Annotated in this window: 17 protein-coding genes; 10 read left to right on the top strand and 7 right to left on the bottom strand. The window is 67.6% G+C overall.

What is annotated here, in order from left to right; translation table 11 throughout:
* The first annotated feature begins 171 nt into the window (after positions 1-171).
* Positions 172-1,050: a hypothetical protein gene (locus tag ABZ477_RS03795; RefSeq protein ID WP_360128127.1), complete on the top strand. Its 879-nt coding sequence runs from the start codon at positions 172-174 to the stop codon at positions 1,048-1,050.
* A 243-nt stretch (positions 1,051-1,293) separates the two neighbouring features.
* Positions 1,294-2,040, top strand: a complete 747-nt coding sequence (locus tag ABZ477_RS03790) for a hypothetical protein (protein ID WP_360128124.1) — start codon at positions 1,294-1,296, stop codon at positions 2,038-2,040.
* A gap of 65 nt (positions 2,041-2,105) precedes the next feature.
* Here ABZ477_RS03790 and ABZ477_RS03785 read toward each other — a convergent pair whose 3' ends face one another.
* From ABZ477_RS03785 to ABZ477_RS03765, 5 genes are all read right to left on the bottom strand, one after another.
* Positions 2,106-2,612 (bottom strand): GNAT family N-acetyltransferase, encoded by a 507-nt coding sequence (locus ABZ477_RS03785; protein WP_360128121.1) that lies wholly within the window; start codon positions 2,610-2,612, stop codon positions 2,106-2,108.
* 61 nt (positions 2,613-2,673) lie between these two features.
* Positions 2,674-3,015, bottom strand: a complete 342-nt coding sequence (locus ABZ477_RS03780; RefSeq protein ID WP_360128118.1) for a hypothetical protein — start codon at positions 3,013-3,015, stop codon at positions 2,674-2,676.
* Positions 3,016-3,671: 656 nt separating this feature from the next.
* Positions 3,672-5,006: an MFS transporter gene (locus tag ABZ477_RS03775; protein WP_360128115.1), complete on the bottom strand. Its 1,335-nt coding sequence runs from the start codon at positions 5,004-5,006 to the stop codon at positions 3,672-3,674.
* Positions 5,003-5,413: a RidA family protein gene (locus tag ABZ477_RS03770; protein ID WP_360128112.1), complete on the bottom strand. Its 411-nt coding sequence runs from the start codon at positions 5,411-5,413 to the stop codon at positions 5,003-5,005. The genes ABZ477_RS03775 and ABZ477_RS03770 overlap by 4 nt, the downstream gene beginning before the upstream one ends.
* Positions 5,413-5,835, bottom strand: a complete 423-nt coding sequence (locus ABZ477_RS03765) for a MarR family transcriptional regulator (protein WP_360128109.1) — start codon at positions 5,833-5,835, stop codon at positions 5,413-5,415. Before ABZ477_RS03765 ends, ABZ477_RS03770 begins: the two co-directional genes overlap by 1 nt.
* 248 nt (positions 5,836-6,083) lie before the next feature.
* On the opposite strand from ABZ477_RS03765, the gene ABZ477_RS03760 reads away from it, so the two are divergent.
* From ABZ477_RS03760 to ABZ477_RS03740, 5 genes are all read left to right on the top strand, one after another.
* Positions 6,084-6,560 (top strand): ATP-binding protein, encoded by a 477-nt coding sequence (locus tag ABZ477_RS03760; RefSeq protein ID WP_360128106.1) that lies wholly within the window; start codon positions 6,084-6,086, stop codon positions 6,558-6,560.
* Positions 6,561-6,784: 224 nt separating this feature from the next.
* Positions 6,785-7,654: a threonine/serine exporter family protein gene (locus ABZ477_RS03755; RefSeq protein ID WP_360128103.1), complete on the top strand. Its 870-nt coding sequence runs from the start codon at positions 6,785-6,787 to the stop codon at positions 7,652-7,654.
* Positions 7,651-8,139, top strand: coding sequence for a hypothetical protein (locus ABZ477_RS03750; RefSeq protein WP_360128100.1), 489 nt, complete (start codon positions 7,651-7,653; stop codon positions 8,137-8,139). The genes ABZ477_RS03755 and ABZ477_RS03750 overlap by 4 nt, the downstream gene beginning before the upstream one ends.
* A gap of 968 nt (positions 8,140-9,107) precedes the next feature.
* Positions 9,108-9,455: a nuclear transport factor 2 family protein gene (locus tag ABZ477_RS03745; RefSeq protein ID WP_360128097.1), complete on the top strand. Its 348-nt coding sequence runs from the start codon at positions 9,108-9,110 to the stop codon at positions 9,453-9,455.
* A gap of 721 nt (positions 9,456-10,176) precedes the next feature.
* Complete coding sequence (locus tag ABZ477_RS03740) at positions 10,177-12,564, top strand: prephenate dehydratase domain-containing protein (RefSeq protein WP_360128094.1); 2,388 nt, start codon at positions 10,177-10,179, stop codon at positions 12,562-12,564.
* 73 nt (positions 12,565-12,637) lie between these two features.
* Here the strand turns inward: ABZ477_RS03740 and ABZ477_RS03735 are convergent, their stop codons facing one another.
* The gene (locus ABZ477_RS03735) at positions 12,638-13,225 is read right to left on the bottom strand and encodes a TetR/AcrR family transcriptional regulator (RefSeq protein WP_360128091.1); all 588 of its coding nucleotides are present in this window, start codon (positions 13,223-13,225) and stop codon (positions 12,638-12,640) included.
* Positions 13,226-13,324: 99 nt separating this feature from the next.
* Between ABZ477_RS03735 and ABZ477_RS03730 the strand changes: the two genes are divergently transcribed.
* Positions 13,325-14,233 carry an alpha/beta hydrolase gene (locus ABZ477_RS03730; protein WP_360128088.1) on the top strand — a complete coding sequence of 303 codons (909 nt, stop codon included), beginning with the start codon at positions 13,325-13,327 and terminating at the stop codon, positions 14,231-14,233.
* A gap of 156 nt (positions 14,234-14,389) precedes the next feature.
* The gene (locus tag ABZ477_RS03725; RefSeq protein WP_360128085.1) at positions 14,390-14,785 is read left to right on the top strand and encodes a hypothetical protein; all 396 of its coding nucleotides are present in this window, start codon (positions 14,390-14,392) and stop codon (positions 14,783-14,785) included.
* Positions 14,786-14,868: 83 nt separating this feature from the next.
* Here ABZ477_RS03725 and ABZ477_RS03720 read toward each other — a convergent pair whose 3' ends face one another.
* Entirely contained in the window at positions 14,869-15,831 is a 963-nt protein-coding gene (locus ABZ477_RS03720; protein ID WP_360128082.1) for an EamA family transporter, read from the bottom strand.
* A 59-nt stretch (positions 15,832-15,890) separates the two neighbouring features.
* Between ABZ477_RS03720 and ABZ477_RS03715 the strand changes: the two genes are divergently transcribed.
* Positions 15,891-18,191, top strand: coding sequence for an efflux RND transporter permease subunit (locus tag ABZ477_RS03715; protein WP_360128079.1), 2,301 nt, complete (start codon positions 15,891-15,893; stop codon positions 18,189-18,191).
* The last annotated feature ends 27 nt before the right edge of the window (positions 18,192-18,218 follow it).

Genomic DNA, 18,218 nt, shown 5'->3' with positions numbered 1-18,218 from the left:
GGGTAGCGCACCGAGAACAGCTCGTGGATCTGTCGTACCCGCCCGCGCGCCGTCCGTGCCGCGGTGTAAGCGTACCCGGATGTCCTCACCTCTTTCGGCGGGAGCAGATGCCGCGAAGCGGACTTCGCATCCATACGGGGCCACAGCGACAAGGTTCGCTAGTGTGCGGATATGGCGGGTAATCGGTGGTCCGAGGCGGCGGTAGCGCTTGCCTCCTTGGTCGTTGCAATTGTCGCCGTGATTGTGTCGATCGCCTTGCCTTTGGGACTCCAGACGTGGGCGAACGCCCGGGAGGATGCCCGGGCCGATGAAGAAGCCGAGTCGGCGGCAGCCTCGCACGCGGAAGAGACCAGGCAGAGTGATGCGCTCGAATCGATTGCCGAGTCCCTCGGCGGGCCGAACCCACCCGTCGGCGCCGATTCGGAGGATGACGCAACAACGAACGGGGCATGCCGGTCGGACGGTGAAGTATTCGCTGGCGGCTGGGGCCCTGAGCGTCCCCTGTTCGCGGACGCCGTGACCCCGAACTATCTTCTGTTCAACTCGGTCACTGATAACCCGAACGTGGGGGACGAGCGGGCGTTTTTCGTCATACGTGATGCATCGATCACGGATGACGGTGGCTGGCAGACGCAAGTGAAGGTCGAACGAGGTCATCGATATTCGCTCCGGATCTACATTCGCAATGACTCTGCCTACCCGGATGCCGTCGCGACTGGGACAAGGGTCATGGTGAATTTGCCAACTTGCGCTGGCACCTCAATCGGCGCGTCGGCGTTCGTGACTGCGGACGCGTCGTTCCCCCTGCAGGTGTACGCCAATGTCGGTTTAGTCGCAGACGAGGTCTTCAACGTTCGGTTTGTCGAGGATTCGGCCGAGCTCTACAACAACTCACCAAACAGCCCCTTCACACTTCCCGGTGTCGAATCTGCCCTCTTCACCTCCGCGGGTCAGCTAATTGGATTTGATGCACTGGACGGCTTCGTGAAGCCCGGCTATACGAATGCGAGCTACTTGTACTTCGAGATCGAGCCGCAGTTTGCTGAGTGAGACGGGGTACCTGCCTGGCTTACGAATGGCGAACTTGACGATGCCGCCGAGTGTGGTCGGTCGTGTTCATTCGCATCCAGGGGTGGAGGTGCAAGCGGTGACCTCCATGTCGACGTCGCGGCCCAGATCATCTGCTCGATCTGGCGCATGGCCGTACCCGTTGGATCCGCAATCGGGCGGCACGGGGATAACTTGCAGGAGCGCGCGACTGTGGATAGGCGAGGCAGGGCATAATCGCTGTTCATGACTCGCGGCGGGTGGCTTGATCGGTATCGCGATGGTGAGCGCGAGCAGGTGTGGTGGGAGCTGCGCCAGCTGGGTGCAGCTGTCAGAGAGCCGAGATTCGAGGCCGAGGCTCGTGACGTCTGCGACGAAATGGCGCGCCGTGCGCGCTCCAATGTCGAGATCCTCGTTGCGCGGCTCACCGCGCAGGGGTTTCGGTTTCACTCGAACGACGCTGATGCCGCGCCGGTCGTTCCGCTCCGCCCGCCAGGCGACGAGATCACGGAGCTGGTCGCCGCTCTCGAAGGGGAGTACGGCCCCATCCCGTTCGTGGTGTCATCGTGGATGCGGATCGTCGGTGATGTGTGGCTGGTGGGAACGCACCCGGAGTGGCCGGACTCTGATCACGCCGACCCCCTGGTGGTGGAGCTCGAGGGGTCTCGGTACCAGGGATATTCGACGCTCGACTACTGGGCCAGCGAACGAGAAGCGTGGCAGGAGGAGTCGCTGGATGCGGTCGGCTCTCCCGGATTTGTGTTGCCTGTCGCACCGGATCGACTTCACAAAGCGAACATCAGCGGTGGCGCGCCGTACGGATTCCGCGTACCGGACGGTTGCGCCGACGGCCTGTTCGTGACCGATCACGTCGGATCGTTCGTCTCGTACCTCAATCTCGTCTTCGCGCACGGCGGGTTCCCCGGGTTCAGCGACGGAGCGGGCGTCGCAAAGATCAAGCGAGCATTGTCGCAGGGGCTGCTGGAGTTGTAGAGCGCGCCAGGCGGTGAGGGAGATGCAGCCTGTACGGAGTCATTCAGCGCGCGACAGACGGTCGCTCAGCGTGCGTTGTTGTCAAGCGGACGTTGCCAGGCGACTTCGCGCTCGAGTTGACCAGTCTGAGTGAACAGAAGTACTTGATGAGCGTCGGGTAGAGCCGCTGCGAGCTGGTTCCGGTCCGCGCGGCTGAAGCCGAGTTTCTGCCAGAAGGGGCCGGACCGCCGCGAAAAGAGCCACGCACGCGTGGCACCGGCCGCCCGTGCCTGGTCGATGGCGAACTGTGCGAGACCCGTGCCGGTCCCGGCACTCCGGTGCCGGGGCGCGACGGCGACGCTGCGGATCAGGGCATTCTCCTGATTGGCGCTCAGTTCGAAGCCTGTGCTGCCGATAATGTTTCCGTGCTCATCCCGCTCGATCCACAGTTGGACGGTCGTGTCGTCTAGGCCTGACAGAGTCAGGTCGGCTTCGTGAAGGAAAGCGCGAATCTCCTGAAGATCACCCGATCCCATCCGCTCCAACGCCACAGCTCCATTGTCGCTGCTGCGATTGATGTCATCCGATTCCATGCGACTCGACGAGCGGTCCTGTACCCCGGCGGCCCCGATGCTGGGCCGGTACGGGTGGCCGCTAGATGATCTGGGCCAGAATGCCCACCGGGGGCGCGATGAATGTCGCGCTGAGGAGTCCGAAGATCATGCCCGCCCCGAACGCTGCCTCGTCGAGGCGCTTCCATTCGCCAAAGCGTTCGTGAGCAGCCACGATCAGCGCGCTTTTTGCCGAGTCAGTGTCGGGAAAGGCAGCCGCCGCATCCTCTGCTTCAGTCCATTCTGCGTATGCCTGCGCCACTCGTGGCTTGCGGCTGACTGACGCTAACCAGGCGCCGATGAAGAACGCTCCGATCAGAAAAGGTATGACCCATATCCAGGGCGGAAAGAGCTCCGTCCCCTCGACAATGAGCGCAACGATCACGACGACGAGCCCTGCCACTCCGGCTGCGCCAGCGTGCCGCACGGTTGCGTCCGCTTGCGCGCGCGAACGCCTACCTGTCGGCTTCGCTGCCTTCGGCTTGACGTCGAGCGTGTTCCGTGGCCGACTTCCAACCCCACACCCGATGTATGGCTCCCACCTGGTGATCCCGATAGTTGGAGTCGAACGGAGTGGACACCGGGCCGATGTTGTCTACGACCTCGATCCCGCCGTCCGTGAAGAGCTCAATTCGAGTCATCGCCTGCTCGACGATTGGGCGCGCGGCAATGTCCGCTGCTGACGGTCTCTGCTCACCTCGCCACCTGACCGTGCCGGCGATGAACGTAGTCCGAGAACCGGGCCCGGTGCGGCGAACTTCGACCACTACGAGACACGCCCAGGCAAGCGAATCAATCGGGACGGCAAGGATGTCGCCCGATTCAAGCTCCGTGGACGATCGCGGTCTAAGAGGGAATGATCGGCTGTCCACGACCGCGATTCTGGCACGTATTCCTCGGCAGCTTTATCGCGTTCGGGCGGCCGCAAGCCGGTCCCTTACCGTCCGGCCGGAGGCGACGTAGCGTTCGCGTTGTCCTCGAGGTTGCTGGACTGAGTGGTGTTCCGCTCGCGTATCGCACTGAAGAGGAGGCGTTGCGATGTCACGGGAGTGAATCGCGTAGGTTGCGCTCCGAGTTGTCCTTCCGTGCGTCAGCGCGAGCTCGTTTGATGGCGAGGGAGAGGATCGCCGCGATGGCGCAGAGTGCGGCGCCTCCCCACCAGGCGTAGGTGTATTCGCCGAAGGTGTCTCGGATGATGCCCGCGCCGAGCGCGGCGATCGCGGCGCCGATCTGGTGGGCGGCGAAGACCCATCCGAAGACGATAGTGCCGCGCTCGCCGAAGATCTCGCGGCACAGCGCGGCGGTGGGCGGGACGGTGGCGACCCAGTCGAGTCCGTAGATCACGACGAACAGGACCATGCTCGGGTGGATCGTGTCGGCGAGCAGCCAGGGCAGCAGCAGGAGGCCTACCCCGCGGAAGGCGTAGTAGATGATGAGGAGCTTGCGCGGGTCGAATTTGTCGGTGAGCCAGCCGGAGGCCACAGTGCCGACGATGTCGAAGACGCCGACAACGGCGAGCAGCCCCGCGGCGGTCGCGGTTGCCATGCCGTGGTCGTGAGCGGATGGGATGAAGTGGATGCCGATGAGTCCGTTGGTCGTGGCGCCGCAGATGGCGAAGGCGATCGCCAGCGCCCAGAACGCTCGGGTCTTCGCCGCGAAGGCGAGGCCCTCGAACGCCCGTCGTGCGGCACCGCCGGTAGCGGGTGCCGGCGGCTCGTAGCTTCCGGGGTCGGCGCCGTACGGGAGCACGCCGCGATCGGCTGGGTAGTCGCGCATCACGAACCAGACCAGCGGTACGGCGAGCAGCGCGGCGGCCGCGACGACGAGAGACGCATACCGCCAGCCCACCGTCTCCGCGAGGATGGCGACCGGCGGCAGGAAGATGAGCTGCCCGGTGGCAGACCCCGCGGTCAGGATGCCCATCACGAGCCCGCGCCGGCGCACGAACCAGCGGTTGGCGATCGTGGCGGCGAACACGAGCGCCATGGATCCGGTGCCGAGGCCGATGAGCAGTCCCCAGAAGATCAGTAGCTGCCAGGAGGCGGTCATCAGCACGCTGCCGCCCGCTCCAAGTGCGACGAGCGTGAGGGCGGTGGCGACAACCTGACGCACACCGAACCGGTCCATGAGTGCCGCCGCGAAGGGCGCGGTGAGTCCATAGAGAAGGAGGTTGACGCTCACCGCCAACGACATGACGCTGGTCGACCAGCCGAACTCCTCGTTCAGCGGCACCATGAGCGCTCCCGGAGCGGCGCGGAAGCCGGCTGCGGCGAGCAGCGCGACGAAGGCGACAGTCGCGACCCACCATGCTGGGTGGATGTTTCGCCGCCGGCGAGGGGCGGGGAGACCGTCTGCGGTCGGTGCGATGCGGGTCACGACGAGACTCGGTCGGTGCGTGGTTGATGGGCGGCGACAGCCTGCATCTCGACCTTGCAACCGAAGGGAAGCGCGGCTGCCTGGAAGGTGAAGCGCGCAGGCGCGCTCTGGATATCGGTGAATTGCCGGCGCCACCAGTCGTTCAGCGCAGAGTAGTCGCCAATGTCGGCGAGGACGCATTGCACGTAGACGATTTCGTGCTGGGCGAAGCCGGCGGCATCGGCGATCCGCATCACGTTGCGCCATGCAAGGGCGGCTTCCTCCTCGAACGTGCCGGGTTGATAGCGGCCGACCGCGTTCAAAGCGGGCATCCCGCTGATAAAGCACAAGTCTTCCGTTCCGGCCGCAAGACTGAACGGGAGGCCTGCCGGCAGGCCCGGACCGTCGACGATGCGGGTCGCGCTCATCATGACTCCTCGGTTCCCACCGACAGCGCGAGAGAACGGAGTTGACCAGCGCCCTCAACCGTCAGCATCCGCTCGACCTCCGCCTGCGCGCCCTGCCACAGGGGAAGGGCCAGCACCGACACCCTCTCGGCCTCAGCGGTCAGCACGATCGCGCTCGCCCGCCGATCCGCGACGGACGTGCTCACCTCGACCAAACCCCCCTTCTCCAGCACGCGGAGGTTGCGTGCAACGGTCGATCGCTCGAGTTCGGCGCGCGCGGCCAGCTCGTGGATCGTGATGGGCGCCTCTCCGGCTGATGGAATGCGTCGCATCAACGACCATTGCGCAACGTTGATGCCAGCAGGCTCAAGGGCCCGATCGTAGATGGCGGTCATCCGTCGCATCGCGACTCGCAAACTGGTGCAGTAGCACTCGGAGTTCATATTTATGAGTATATACACGCATTCCTGAACGGATAGACGGGCACCCGATCACAAGCGGTTCCGATACCGCCTCGATCCGATGCAACAGGGCGTCTATCGTCATCGACCCCGTTCGCAAGTCGGTCCCCTCGCGGACGGATCCTTCGCGAAATGCTCGGCCGGCTCGCGGACTACCGGGATGCATCGGCCTGCGAAACTGGGGCGACGCACAGATCGACCCCGATTGGTCGGGGGCTATCGTCGGAGTGGTGACCAGAGTCGTTCTGATGTGCGGGCCAGCGGGTTCTGGCAAGTCGACCGTCGCCAGGCGGCTTGAAGCGGAGGGCTTGGTGCGCCTTTCATTCGATCAGGAAGCCTGGCGACGTGGGATTCAGACCATGCCCCTACCGAACGAGGTGCACGAAGAGATCGAGCAGGAACTCCGCGCTCGCCTCATCGCGCTCGTCGCGGCCGGCACAGACGTGGTGCTCGACTACTCGTTCTGGTCCAAGCGCGCCCGCCTCGCGTATCGGGAATTGCTGCGCCCGCTTGGTGTGGTGCCGGAGACGATCTATCTAGCGACGCCGCGATCAGTCGCATTGGAACGGATGGGCGCACGCAGCCACGAGCACGCTGACGACTACGCGCTTCCCTACAACGTCGCTGCGGAGTACTTCGACCACTTCGAGCCCCCGACCGCCGACGAAGGTCCCTTGACGGTCCTCGGTGCGGCGCCGACACAGTGAGGGGTCCTTAAGCGGGCGGTAGCACACGCGCCTCACAGGACGCGTGGGCCGCTTCTCCGTATCGGCGGGTTGGGGCTCGTCGTTATAGGCGATCGAACTGGGAATCCGGTGCAGGTAGAGCTGGCGCTGGACCGGCGAAGATCGGGGTGGTGTCCGAGGGACTGGCTTCGTGGCCACGCCATGGATAATCGCTCGGAACGATTTGGAGTCAGGCAAAGGGCGGGATGACCGTGATTGTGGCGTTGATCGCTGTCGCTGTGCTCGTCGCGGCGGCGATCCTTCTGATGGCGGTACGCGCGCGCGGGGAGCGGGACATCGCCGTCAGCGCACGCGCTGCTCTGATCACCGGCGCTGTATCGGTTCGTCCGGATGATGAGCCGGATGCGGCGGGAGCGTTGGCGTCTGTCGAAGCCGTGGGCGGTGCGATGATCCAGGCGGGTTTCACCGTGGAGACGGTGCAGGACGTGCTGAGCGATATCGCTCGCGTCAACGGTGTGCCAGAAAGCGATGTTCTCGTCTTCCCCAACGCTGTGTTGATGTCGGCGCGCGACGCCGGACGCCGTGAGACGGGCGCTGTCGCAGGTGGGGACGGACAGCTTCTCCTGTCTCAGATCGATGAGGTGCAGCAGACTGCTGATGCCGCGCGTACCGGCGTTCTGGATCCGAGCTCGACGATCGAGCGGATCCGTCGCATCCGGGGAATCGAACCCGCTTACGGGCCGGTGCTGCGGGTTGTCGGCTACGGCTTTCTGAGCGGCGCCTTGTCTGTCCTCCTGGGAGCGTCATGGCTGGGCGTGTCACTGTCCCTTGCCCTCGGGCTGGTGGTAGGTGCGGGGCTGCTCATCAGCGAACGAGTGCCACGACGATATGGTGCGCTCATCACGGTCGCGATCGCATTCTTCGTGGCGAGCGTGGTGCTGCTGCTGGTCAGATTCGGCTGGGGAAGCGGCATCCTGGCGGCACTCCTGGCGCCGCTTGTCGTGCTCCTGCCAGGCGCGCTGCTCACCACCGCGGTCCTCGAGCTGTCGATGGGGCACATGATCTCCGGCGCGGGTTGTCCGCGTCCGGCGGCACTGGCGGCGCGGGCATCGTGACTGCCGGCGCCATCGTCGGCGTGCCGGACTTCGACTTCAGCAAACACCCCGACCTCCTCGGTCCGGTCGCACCCTGGATCGCCGTCGCCGTATTCGGCGTGGCGATCTGCGTGCACCGGTCCGCGCCGAGGAAGTCGATCCCGTGGATCCTCTTCGTCCTCTACGTCGCTCATGCGGCACAGGTGCTCGGCGACCTCCTCGTCGGAGGAGTCCTGTCCGCGTTCGTCGGAGCACTGGTGGTGACGCCCGTCACCGCCCTCGTAGCACGTCAGCCCACTGGCCCCGCCGCGCTCGTGAGCTTCACGCCCGCGTTCGCCTTGCTCGTGCCGGGCGCGATCGGGTTGGTGAGTGTCGCCGACATCCTCGGCGGCGACTCTGCGGGGACGGCTTCTCTCGTCGCGACGTTGGGGACGATGGTGGCGATAGCACTCGGAGTGCTTGCAGGGTCAAGCCTGTCGAACCGCATGCGCCGTCCGGCACTGTAACAACGCTGGGGGCGCTCGCTCGGGCACTTCCGAGGTACCATCTCGCAACGAAGCAGCGGTTGAGCCTCGGGCGAGTCGTTCCCGACACTTACATCGACCTGCGAGCATATCCTCCGCACACGGGGAACGGCTCGATCGCGGGTCCTTCTGTGCCTGGTAGGGCGCCTGCCAGACTCTCCAGATGGAAGTGCACGCGACCGGACATGCCGAGCCGAGCCACGAGCTCGGGGCTCCCACTTACCGTGTGCACTTGTGGGAGCAGCCAGCTCCGGGGTACGCGTTCAACCTGGACGCCTACATACTCGTCGATGCTTCGAATGTCGAGGGGGGTCAGCGATGGGTATCGAGCCACGCGCGTGGCCGAGCGTTTGAGCTCTTTCTCGAGATGGAACGGCAACCGGTCAGAGAGGGGCTGGAACGCCGGACCGTACCCCTGGTCCGCCTGGCCGGACAAAACCCCACAGAGGTCGAACACGTCGTCGTCCTCACTGACTAGTCGCTCGATATGCGAAGTGAAGGCCCGTTCGAGGCCTCGACAATGCCGTCCCACGTCAGGCGGCTCGCTCGCATACCCGTGGGTCCACGTGCGCGTTTCGTCGTCGCCCCGGGGCAGTGCCCATCGCCCCTGGTGAGATCTGGCCGGCCCGCTGGCATTATGGCCGCATGGTTCCAATGCGGCGGTCAGCCTTCCGCGTTGCGCGGTGGACGGCGCTGTTGAGCCTCGCGGTCGGCGTCGTAATGTTCGTCGTCGGCGTCTTGTTGGGGTCGGCCGAGCTGACGGTGAACGGGTTGTTCCTGTCAGTCGGAACTTGTCTGGTGGTGGGCGTGATCTACTGCGGAGTCTTCGCGCGAGACGAGAGCCTGGAGCGGCGACGCCGCCGCGCGCCTGGCGGCACCGGCGCTCGCTAGACGTTCGCAACCGGGTCGCTTATCGAGACTCTTTCGGCGCGGCCTGCCAAGGTGACTGCATGGACTTCTCCCTGCTGCGATCCTTGGACGAAGAGCTGCTGGGGTCGGCGACACGTCACGACCCCGATCGGTTGCGCGAGCTCCTTCATCCGCATTTCACCGAGATCGGTCGTTCAGGCAGGCAATGGTCCCGTGACGAGATCGTCGAATCTCTCGCGAGCGAAAGCGAACGTGCTCCAGTCGTCACCGCCGACTGGCAGTTCAGCGAGCTGGCGCCCGGAGTCGCACTCGTCTGCTACACGGTGCGCGCAGCAGAGGGCGACAGTCGTCACTCATCTGTGTGGGTCCTCGATGGTCACAAGCCGCGGCTGCGCTTCCACCAGGGGACGTTCATCGCGACGCAGTAGCGGGTCGACCAACGCGCGGATGCCGGTCGATCACGCCCAGGTCATCACCCCGCTTCGGCGCTCCTTGGCCATGGCGAGCTAGGCGCCCGTATAGCCGGCACGGCGGATCGCCCGATGCGCGCGGCTCTAGCGAGCGCCGTCAAGCCGCCTAGTTCGGCTCAACCGGCTCGTTGTCCATTTGTTGACCACAAATGAGCACGGGCGCGTCCAGCCCAGTCCAAATCGTCGGGTAGCATCGAGACGCATCGAAGTTCATCAACGGGAGAGATCCCAGATGAGTACAGGTGAGTCGAGATCAACGTCTCGAGGAAGCCCCTTCCGCCGGGTGGGCGGAAGAGCCGTTCGTAATGAATAGGTCAAGGGTTCGATTCCCTTAGGTGGCTCCACATTCACCTGGTCGCGCGGGCACCGGCTTCGCGATGTCCGGTGCACCTCCCCGCCGAGTGATCGGCTGGAGACTCTCGCAATTCGCCCGGCCTGCGCTCGACGATGCGGCGCTGAGTCGACATCATCCGCAAGACCCTGCGGGAGCCCGGGGCCGACCGGGACCGCCGGTAGGCTCGGGTCTCATGCGACCGACGAACATCCGTGCGCTTGTCGCGCTCCGTGCGTCCACGGGCTCACCGGGACAGAAAGCCGCCGGGTCGCCCGCAGACGCCCTGCGCGAACCTCTGACGGCGGCGGATCGCCTCGCGCCCCTGTGCGGCAGGAAGGGATCGCCGTGGCTGTAACCGGACAGGGGACCCCACGGCGTGTGCTGGTCGTGGTCGGCGCCGCACTCGGAAGCGGCCGCTGGCTCGCCGAGCACGTCCTGAGCAGGGCTGAGTGGGACCATGCATACCTGATCGACTCCGATCGTTCGCGCACGGGGCTGCGGGACCTCGAATGGTCGTTCGACTGCCGTCTCAGCTTCGGTCAATCGATCGAGACCGCCGATGGGCTCTCGCTGTCGTTCGAGCTCGATCCGGGCGCGACGTCACGCTCCGCCCAGCGATCGTTCCCGGCCGATTCGGACGACGTGACGATCTGCATCGCTGTGCCGCCGTCAGCGCTGCCACAGGTGGTCCGGGCCCTTCATGCCGTCGTGCCCGCGCCGACCTCGGTGCTGGTGTCGGTGGCGGGCTTGGCGACCTCGCTCGAGGTCGCGCTGCAGGGTGGTTGGCCCCGCGATGTCGTGACCGGAGTGCATGCGCTCAACGATGCGGCGGCTCCGACAGCGTTCGGGCAGACGATCTACCTCGCGCCTGCTGGATCCAAGGCAGACCCGCGCGTCGTATCGATGGTCGACGCGGCGGGCGCCGTCATGAAAGTGGGGACGGCCGAGGAGCACGATCGGACGATGTCGGTCGTGCAGGCGCTCACCCACCGACACCTCATCGCCTTCGCGGAAGCCGTCGGTGCATCCGGCCTCGACATAGAGGATGACCTCTGGCTCGCGCGCACCCCGCTGTTCGAGGCCCTCCTCGGACTCGCCGTCCGCGTGCTCGAGCCGCGGCAGCAGGCGATGATCAGCGTCATTCAGGAGGCTCTCGCTCGCCCCGAGCGGACGGAGGCCCTCGAAGACGCTCTGCACAGAATCGCACCCGATGCGCCGAGCACCGCCGACACCGGCCGCTGGATCCAGCAGGTGCGCTCCCAGTTCTCGGGGTCGTTCTTCGAATCGCTCCGATCCGTCGCGGCACAGACGATCGGGACGGCCCAGCGGGTGCGCGCCGAGCTCGCCGAGATCCGAGCGACCGGAGGGCTGGTCGGTTTGGCGCGTTCGGCCCCGAACCCCAGAGTCCATGTCGGCCGCATACATGAACTCTCGTCGACCTCAGTGGAGATCGAGGAGCTTCTCGTGGGGTCGAAAGGCCGGGCGGCGCTTCTGGTCGGACCGGGCGTCGACAACGCGGCGCGCATCGGGGTGACGAAGAGACCCGCCCGCACCCTCCTGTCCCTGGGTCACGTGACGGTGCTCTCCCCGGCGGAACTGGATGTCGTGCTGGACGAGTGGCTTGCCCGCATCCCGCGCGACGTGCGCTTCCTCGTCCCGGAGTCGATCTCCGGGGCGGGCGTTCTGCAGGCTGTCCGCGAGATGGGCGGCATCTCCGACGCCGTTCTCGTGGACGAGGTGGTCCGAACGGGGCAGCGCTCGGTGGTCGTGAGGTTCGGCATCCGAGCGGATCGCTCGATCGACTCCGCGATCGAACAGGTCCGCGATCACATCGGCTCCGTCTACCGTTGGCCGTTGGGGGTCTCGCGACGGTTCCTCTCCGGATCGGCGCGCCGAATCGTCTACCTCGGACCCGCCGGAACCTTCTCCGAGACCGCCGCAGCCCAGCTGACCTCCCGCCTGGGCGCGGATGCGGAGATCGAGGACGTCCCGGGATTCGAGGAGGTCCTGGATGCTGTCGCCAACGGTGCGATCGGCGTCATTCCGCTGTCCAGCTCGGCGTCCGGCCTTGTCACGCGCGCGGTCAGAGCGCTGCTCGCGAACCCCGCTCCCATCGTCGCCGGTGGTGTCATCGATGTCGCGGTGAGATTCGACGCCTACACCTCTGTCGGCGCGGCCGTCGACGAGCTTCGGGGCGCGACCGTCTACAGCCATCCTCAAGCGCTCGCCCAATGCCTGGACTACGTCCGGCGCATGGGACTGCGCCCCGTCGAGACCGCGTCGACCACCGCAGCCCTCGAACAGGTGGCCGCCTCCTCGTCTCCGGCTGTCGCTCTCGCGGGAGCAGGAAAGGCGGAGGCGCACGGCCTGCGGGTGCTCGAGCGAGAAGTCGACGACCTGTCGGGATCGATCACGAGGTTCCTCGTGCTCGGCACGCCGGGAACGTTCGGGGACCTCGAAGGCGGGTCGGCCCCCACGCTCCGGTCGGTGTGGATCGGCAGCCGGCTGTCCGACGCGCTTCCGCTGCTGAGCGCGGCAGGCGCGGGTGTGGATGAGCTCATCACCGACGCACACGGCAACTTCGCGCTGATCAGCAGTCGCGATCCGGGCGAGGCGACCGCACTCGAGACGGTCCGATACCTGGGCAGCATGCCGTGGTCGCCGCGAACACCCATCGTGAGGGCCCGCGCGGAAGACCGGTCGGGGTCTTCCGCCGCGCGCGGCTCAGCATGAGGCCCGGGAAGGTCGCGCCGAGAAACGAGCTCGTCCGCTCGCAGGGCTGACCCAGGCCTGCTCGCTTCGACCGCTACGTGCTCGCTGCTTCGGGCTGAGCCCCCGGCAGCAGCGTGCGCACGATGCGCTGGGCGGCGTCTGGCTGGGAGGGGCCCGGCTCCAGCACGCGCAGGACGAGGCATCCGTTGATCGCGACCGCCAGGGTGTCGATGTCGGCGTCTGGCCGCAGCTGCCCCGCCTCCTGCGCGGCGGCGAAGCGTGCTCTGAGGTCGGCGACGGGGCTCGAGACGGCCTCTGCCTGCGCCACGGCGGGGCTCTCCAGCGCCGCCGCGAGCAGGCCGCGCATGAGTCCGCGGCGGCCATCGTCGTCGATCAGGGCGATCGCCTCCTCGACCCAGCGCGTGATGTCCGCGATGACGTCACCCGTGTCCGACGGCGCGTAGGCGAGAGGCGGGATCATGCCCTCGGCCAGGCAGTCGGCGATGACCGCGCCCTTCGACGGCCACCAGCGATACACGGTCTGCTTGCCCACCCCTGCCCGAGCGGCGATCGCCTCCATCCGGACACCTTCATACCCGTGCGAGCTCAGCTCGGCCGCGGCGGCCTCGAGGATCGCGAGCCGCGCTGCCTCGCTGCGCTTGGGACCTCGTCGAGCGGCCATCGGACCTCTTCCGTAATTACGAGACGATGCGTATCGTATTCCTTCGGCGCCGTCGAATCGATCGACCAGCCGAAGGTACCTCGACTCGAAGGAGAGCACGTGGAAATCGCACAGGTCGACCCGTCGCTGCGCGCCGCGACGGAGAAGGCGCCCGTCCTGAAGCTCGAGAACGGCTTCAACAGGTGGATGTTCGCCACTCTGTCGGGGCTGGCCCCCGGGACGCGGATCGACGGTGTCGAGCGGCGGATCGTCCGGCGCGACGCGCGTGTGCGCGTGTACACGCCGTCCGAGGCATCCGGTGCCGGCCTGCTCTGGATCCACGGCGGCGGGCTGGTCCTCGGCTCCGCCGCCGTCGACGATCGGATGTGCGCCGAAACGGCGCTCGCGACGGGTGCGACGGTGGTCTCGGTCGATTACCGGCTCGCGCCGAGGCATCCGTTCCCGACCCCGCTCGAGGACTGCGCGAACGGGTTCTCATGGATGCTGCGCCACGCCGCCGAACTCGGGATCGACACGGATCGGATCGCCGTCGGCGGGCAGAGCGCCGGTGGGGGACTGGCGGCGTCACTCGTCCAGCGCCTTCACGACGAAGGAGTGTCGATCGCTGCGCAGTGGCTCTTCTGCCCCATGATCGACGACCGGACGGCGGCGAACCGCACCCGCGATGCCGAGGGCCACTTCGTCTGGAACAACCGCTCGAACCTGGTCGGCTGGCGCTCGTACCTCGGCGATCGTGTGGGAGCGCCCGCGCTGCCCCGCTACGCGGCCGCGGCACGGCGGGAGGACCTCACGGGGCTGCCCGCCACCTGGCTCTACTCCTCGGACATCGAGCTCTTCTTCGATGAGGATCGCGACTACGCCCAGCGGCTGGCCGAGGCGGGGGTCGACGTCACCTTCGAGACCATCAGCGGCGCGCCGCACGGATTCGAGGCGTGGGCCCCCGATTCCGACATGGCCGTGCGCCTTGTCGCGCGAGCGCGCGACTGGCTCGGCCAGCGGCTCGGCTGACGGCGCAGCGCCCTCCGACGTGCCCGGGGAGCGGCGGGGGATCGGCTACGCTGGTGCTCGACACAGGGGACGGATCCGGCGGCAGTCCGCGGTCAAGTCCAGGTCTCCCGGGGCCCGCTCGCCAGCGGGCCTCGCCCGTATCCGGACGAGGAGCCGATGGACCACGCGATCGACGCCGTGATCGAGATCTTCTCGTGGGTCGGCATCGGCGCAGGAATCCTCCTCGGCCTGGTGGCCCTGATCCTCAAGCTGGCCGACGGCACGTGGCTGCCTGCGCGGGCGATCGTCGAGCACAACGACGGCGGCTCGCTCGTGCGCTGGTTCGATGCCGACGGCGGGGTCAACGCCGCGCACCTGAACCATGAGCAGGCGCACAAGGTCGCCGGGCACGACATGGCCGACATCTTCTACCGCCGCGGGACACCCAACCGCATGCGGCTGACCCACGGCTCACCCGCCGTGCGTGCCGTCTCGCTGCTCGCAGCCGGGCTCTTCGCGCTCGGGATCGTGGCGCTCATCACCTCCTGGATCCTGCTCTTCGTCCGCGGCTGACGCGACCTCTCGCGGCCGGGTCGGAATCATGGCGGCACCGCCGGCGCCGCACCGAAACCCGGTATGACACGGTGCCCGGGGGATCAGCCGAGCGCCAGCATCCCGCCCGCTGCCAGAGCCAGTCCCAGCCCGAGCCACTGCACCGGCGCGATGCGCTCGCGCAGCACGACGGCGGCGAGCAGGATCGTGCCGGCGGGGTACATCGCCGTGAGCGCGGACACGATCGCCAGGTCGCCGATGCGCAGGGCGGAGAGGATCACGACGTTCGCGAGGGCGTCGAGGATCCCGCATCCGATCGCGAGCCACCACGCGGACGTCCGGGATGCCGTCACCGCAGCCTGCGCGGGATGGACGTGCGCATGCTCGAGGTCGGCGTGACCGGTCGGCGTCGCGCCGAGGTGCGCGGCGGTCGCGGAGAAGACGCTCGACGCGCGGCGCCCGGCGCGGACCGCGGCGATCGCGAGCACCCCCACTGCGGCTGTCGTGAGGATCGCGCTCACCGTGCGGTTGACCATGAGCGGCACGACGCCGCTCTCGTCGCTGGTCCGGTCGATGACGATGAGGAACGCGCCCAGGGCGAGGCCCGCGCCGGTCGCATAGACGAGTCCCCGGATGCTGGGACGCACGACCTTCTCGCCGGGAACGAAGCCCACGAGCACGACGGCGACGAGCGCGATGACGAGGCCGGCGTAGCCGATCCACGAGAGCGACTCGCCCTCCACCGCGAGTCCCCACGCGATGGGGAGGACCGCCGAGACGACGGCCGTCAGGGGCGACAGGATGCTCATCGGCCCGATCGCGAGGCACGCGTAGAGCAGGACGATCGCGATCGCCCCTGTGAAGCCCGACAGCACGCCCCACGCGACGTCGGCGGCGCTCCACTGCCCGCCGACGAACGGGTAGGCGCCGAGCAGCAGGACGAGCCCCGTCGCAGCGGCGACGGCGGTCACGACGATCGAGCGCAGGCGCTTGGCGGCGAGGCCGCCGAGGAAGTCCGCCGAGCCGTAGACGAGCGCTCCGCCGAGCGCGAGGAATGCAGGGAACATCCCGACTCACCCTAGGACGTGGTTGTCACGGAACCGATATTGCTAGATAAGCTAGCGATATGTCGACTCGCCGCGAGCTTCGCGCCGCTCACCACGAACTCCGTCAGCCCACGCGATGGCTGCGGATCGGCATCCCCGTCCTGCTGATCCTGGTGTGGCTCGTGGGCGGCTCGATCGGAGGGCCGTACTTCGGCAAGGTCGACGAGGTCTCGACGAACGACCAGTCGACGTACCTCCCGGAGAGCGCCGACGCGACCGCGGTGAGCGAGCGGCTTCCCGACTTCGTGGGAGGCGACAGCATCCCGGCCGTCGTCGTCGTGACGGGGGACGGCACGCTGAGCGACGACGATCTCGCCGGGCTTCAGGAGCTCGCGGACGAGTTCGCGACTCTGGACGGCGTGACGGACGACGTCTCGCCCCCGATCGTCTCGGATGACGGCGAGGCGGCGCAGATCTTCGTGCCGATCGACACGGGAGGCGACGTCGACGGCACCGTCGACGAGCTCCGCGCGATGATCGACGAGAGCCTCCCGGCGGGCTTGGAGGCTTGGGTCACGGGACCCGCGGGCTTCACCGCCGACCTCGTGAAGGGCTTCCTCGGCATCGACGGCCTCCTGCTCGTCGTCGCGCTGCTCGCGGTCTTCGTCATCCTCGTGATCGTCTACCGCTCACCGCTCCTGCCCGTCCTCGTGCTGCTCACCTCGACCTTCGCGCTGTGCGTCGCCCTCCTGACGGTGTGGTGGCTCGCCCACGCGGGCATCGTCGTCCTCAACGGACAGGTGCAGGGCATCCTCTTCATCCTCGTGATCGGCGCCGCGACGGACTACGCGCTGCTCTACGTCGCACGGTTCCGCGAGGCGATCGCGGAGGGTGCGCGGCGATGGGATGCTGTCACCCGCGCCTGGCGCGGTGCGTTCGAGCCGATCGTGGCCTCCGGCGGGACGGTCATCGCAGGCCTGCTGTGCCTCCTGCTGTCCGACCTCGCGACGAACCGCGCGCTCGGGCCGATCGCGGCGATCGGCATCGCGTTCGCCGTGCTGTCGGCGCTGACGTTCCTGCCCGCGCTGCTCGCGATCTTCGGCCGGGCTGCCTTCTGGCCCTTCATCCCGACCAAGCCGGCCGACCCGCTGCCGGACGACCTGACGCAGCCCGTGAAGGGCTTCTGGCCGCGTCAGGCCCGGCTCGTCGCGCGTCGCGCACGGCCCGTGTGGATCATCAGCACCGCCGTGCTCCTGACCGCGTCGGCGGGGATGCTGCAGCTCCAGGCCGACGGCGTGCCGACGAGCGATCTCGTGCTCGGCGCGTCCGAGGCGCGCGACGGGCAGGAGGTGCTCGCGGAGCACTTCCCCGCGGGATCGGGAAGCCCCGTGTACGTCATCGTCCCGGAGGAGGACCTCGCCGCCGCGGCGACGGTGCTCGCCGACAGCGACGGCATCGAATCCGTCGCCGTCGTGTCGGACGACTCGCCGACCGGGCAGGCGACCGTCGAGCTGAGCGACGGGGAAGCAGTGCTGAGCGTGCCCGGGCCGCCTTCGGCGACCGCGCCGGAGCCGACCGTGTCCGAGGGCGACGTCCTCCTCGTCGGCACGCTCACCGATGCGGCCGACTCGGCCGCGGCCGAGGAGACGGTGCGCGACCTGCGCGTCGCCCTCGAGGACGAGCTCGGCACCGACACGGCCCTCGTGGGCGGCGTGACGGCGACCGACGTCGACTCGAACGACACGTCGATCCGCGACCGGACGCTCATCATCCCCGTCGTCCTGGGCGTCATCCTGCTGATCCTCATGCTGCTTCTGCGCGCGGTCCTGGCTCCGATCCTGCTCATCCTGAGCGTCATCGTGTCGTTCGCGGCGGCGCTGGGCGTGAGCGCGATCGTCTTCAACGCGGTCTTCGGATTCCCGGGCGCCGATCCCGCCGTCCCGCTGTACGGCTTCGTGTTCCTCGTCGCGCTCGGCGTGGACTACAACATCTTCCTGATGTCGCGCGTGCGCGAGGAGTCGCTCGTCCACGGCACGCGCCGCGGCATCCTGCGCGGGCTCGTCGCGACGGGCGGCGTCATCACGTCGGCGGGGCTCGTCCTCGCGGCGACCTTCGCGGCGCTCGGCGTCATCCCGATCCTCTTCCTCGCCCAGATCGCGTTCATCGTCGCGTTCGGCGTCCTGCTCGACACATTCGTCGTGCGGTCGCTGCTCGTGCCGGCCGTCTCGTACGACATCGGGCGCGCCATCTGGTGGCCCTCGCGCCTGTGGAGACGGGATGCCGAGGGGCCGGCATCCTTCGACCCCCGTCCAGAACTCCTTCGATCCGATGCCTCCGAGCAGCAGGAAGCGATTCCTGGAGCCGGAACCGGCCGATCTTGAGGAGTTCGGGCACGGCGCCCCGGCGTA

Origin of the sequence: Microbacterium sp. NPDC019599 (assembly GCF_040632175.1) — a bacterium.
Lineage (GTDB): Bacteria > Actinomycetota > Actinomycetes > Actinomycetales > Microbacteriaceae > Microbacterium.
This window is presented reverse-complemented; position numbering and strand designations above follow the sequence as displayed.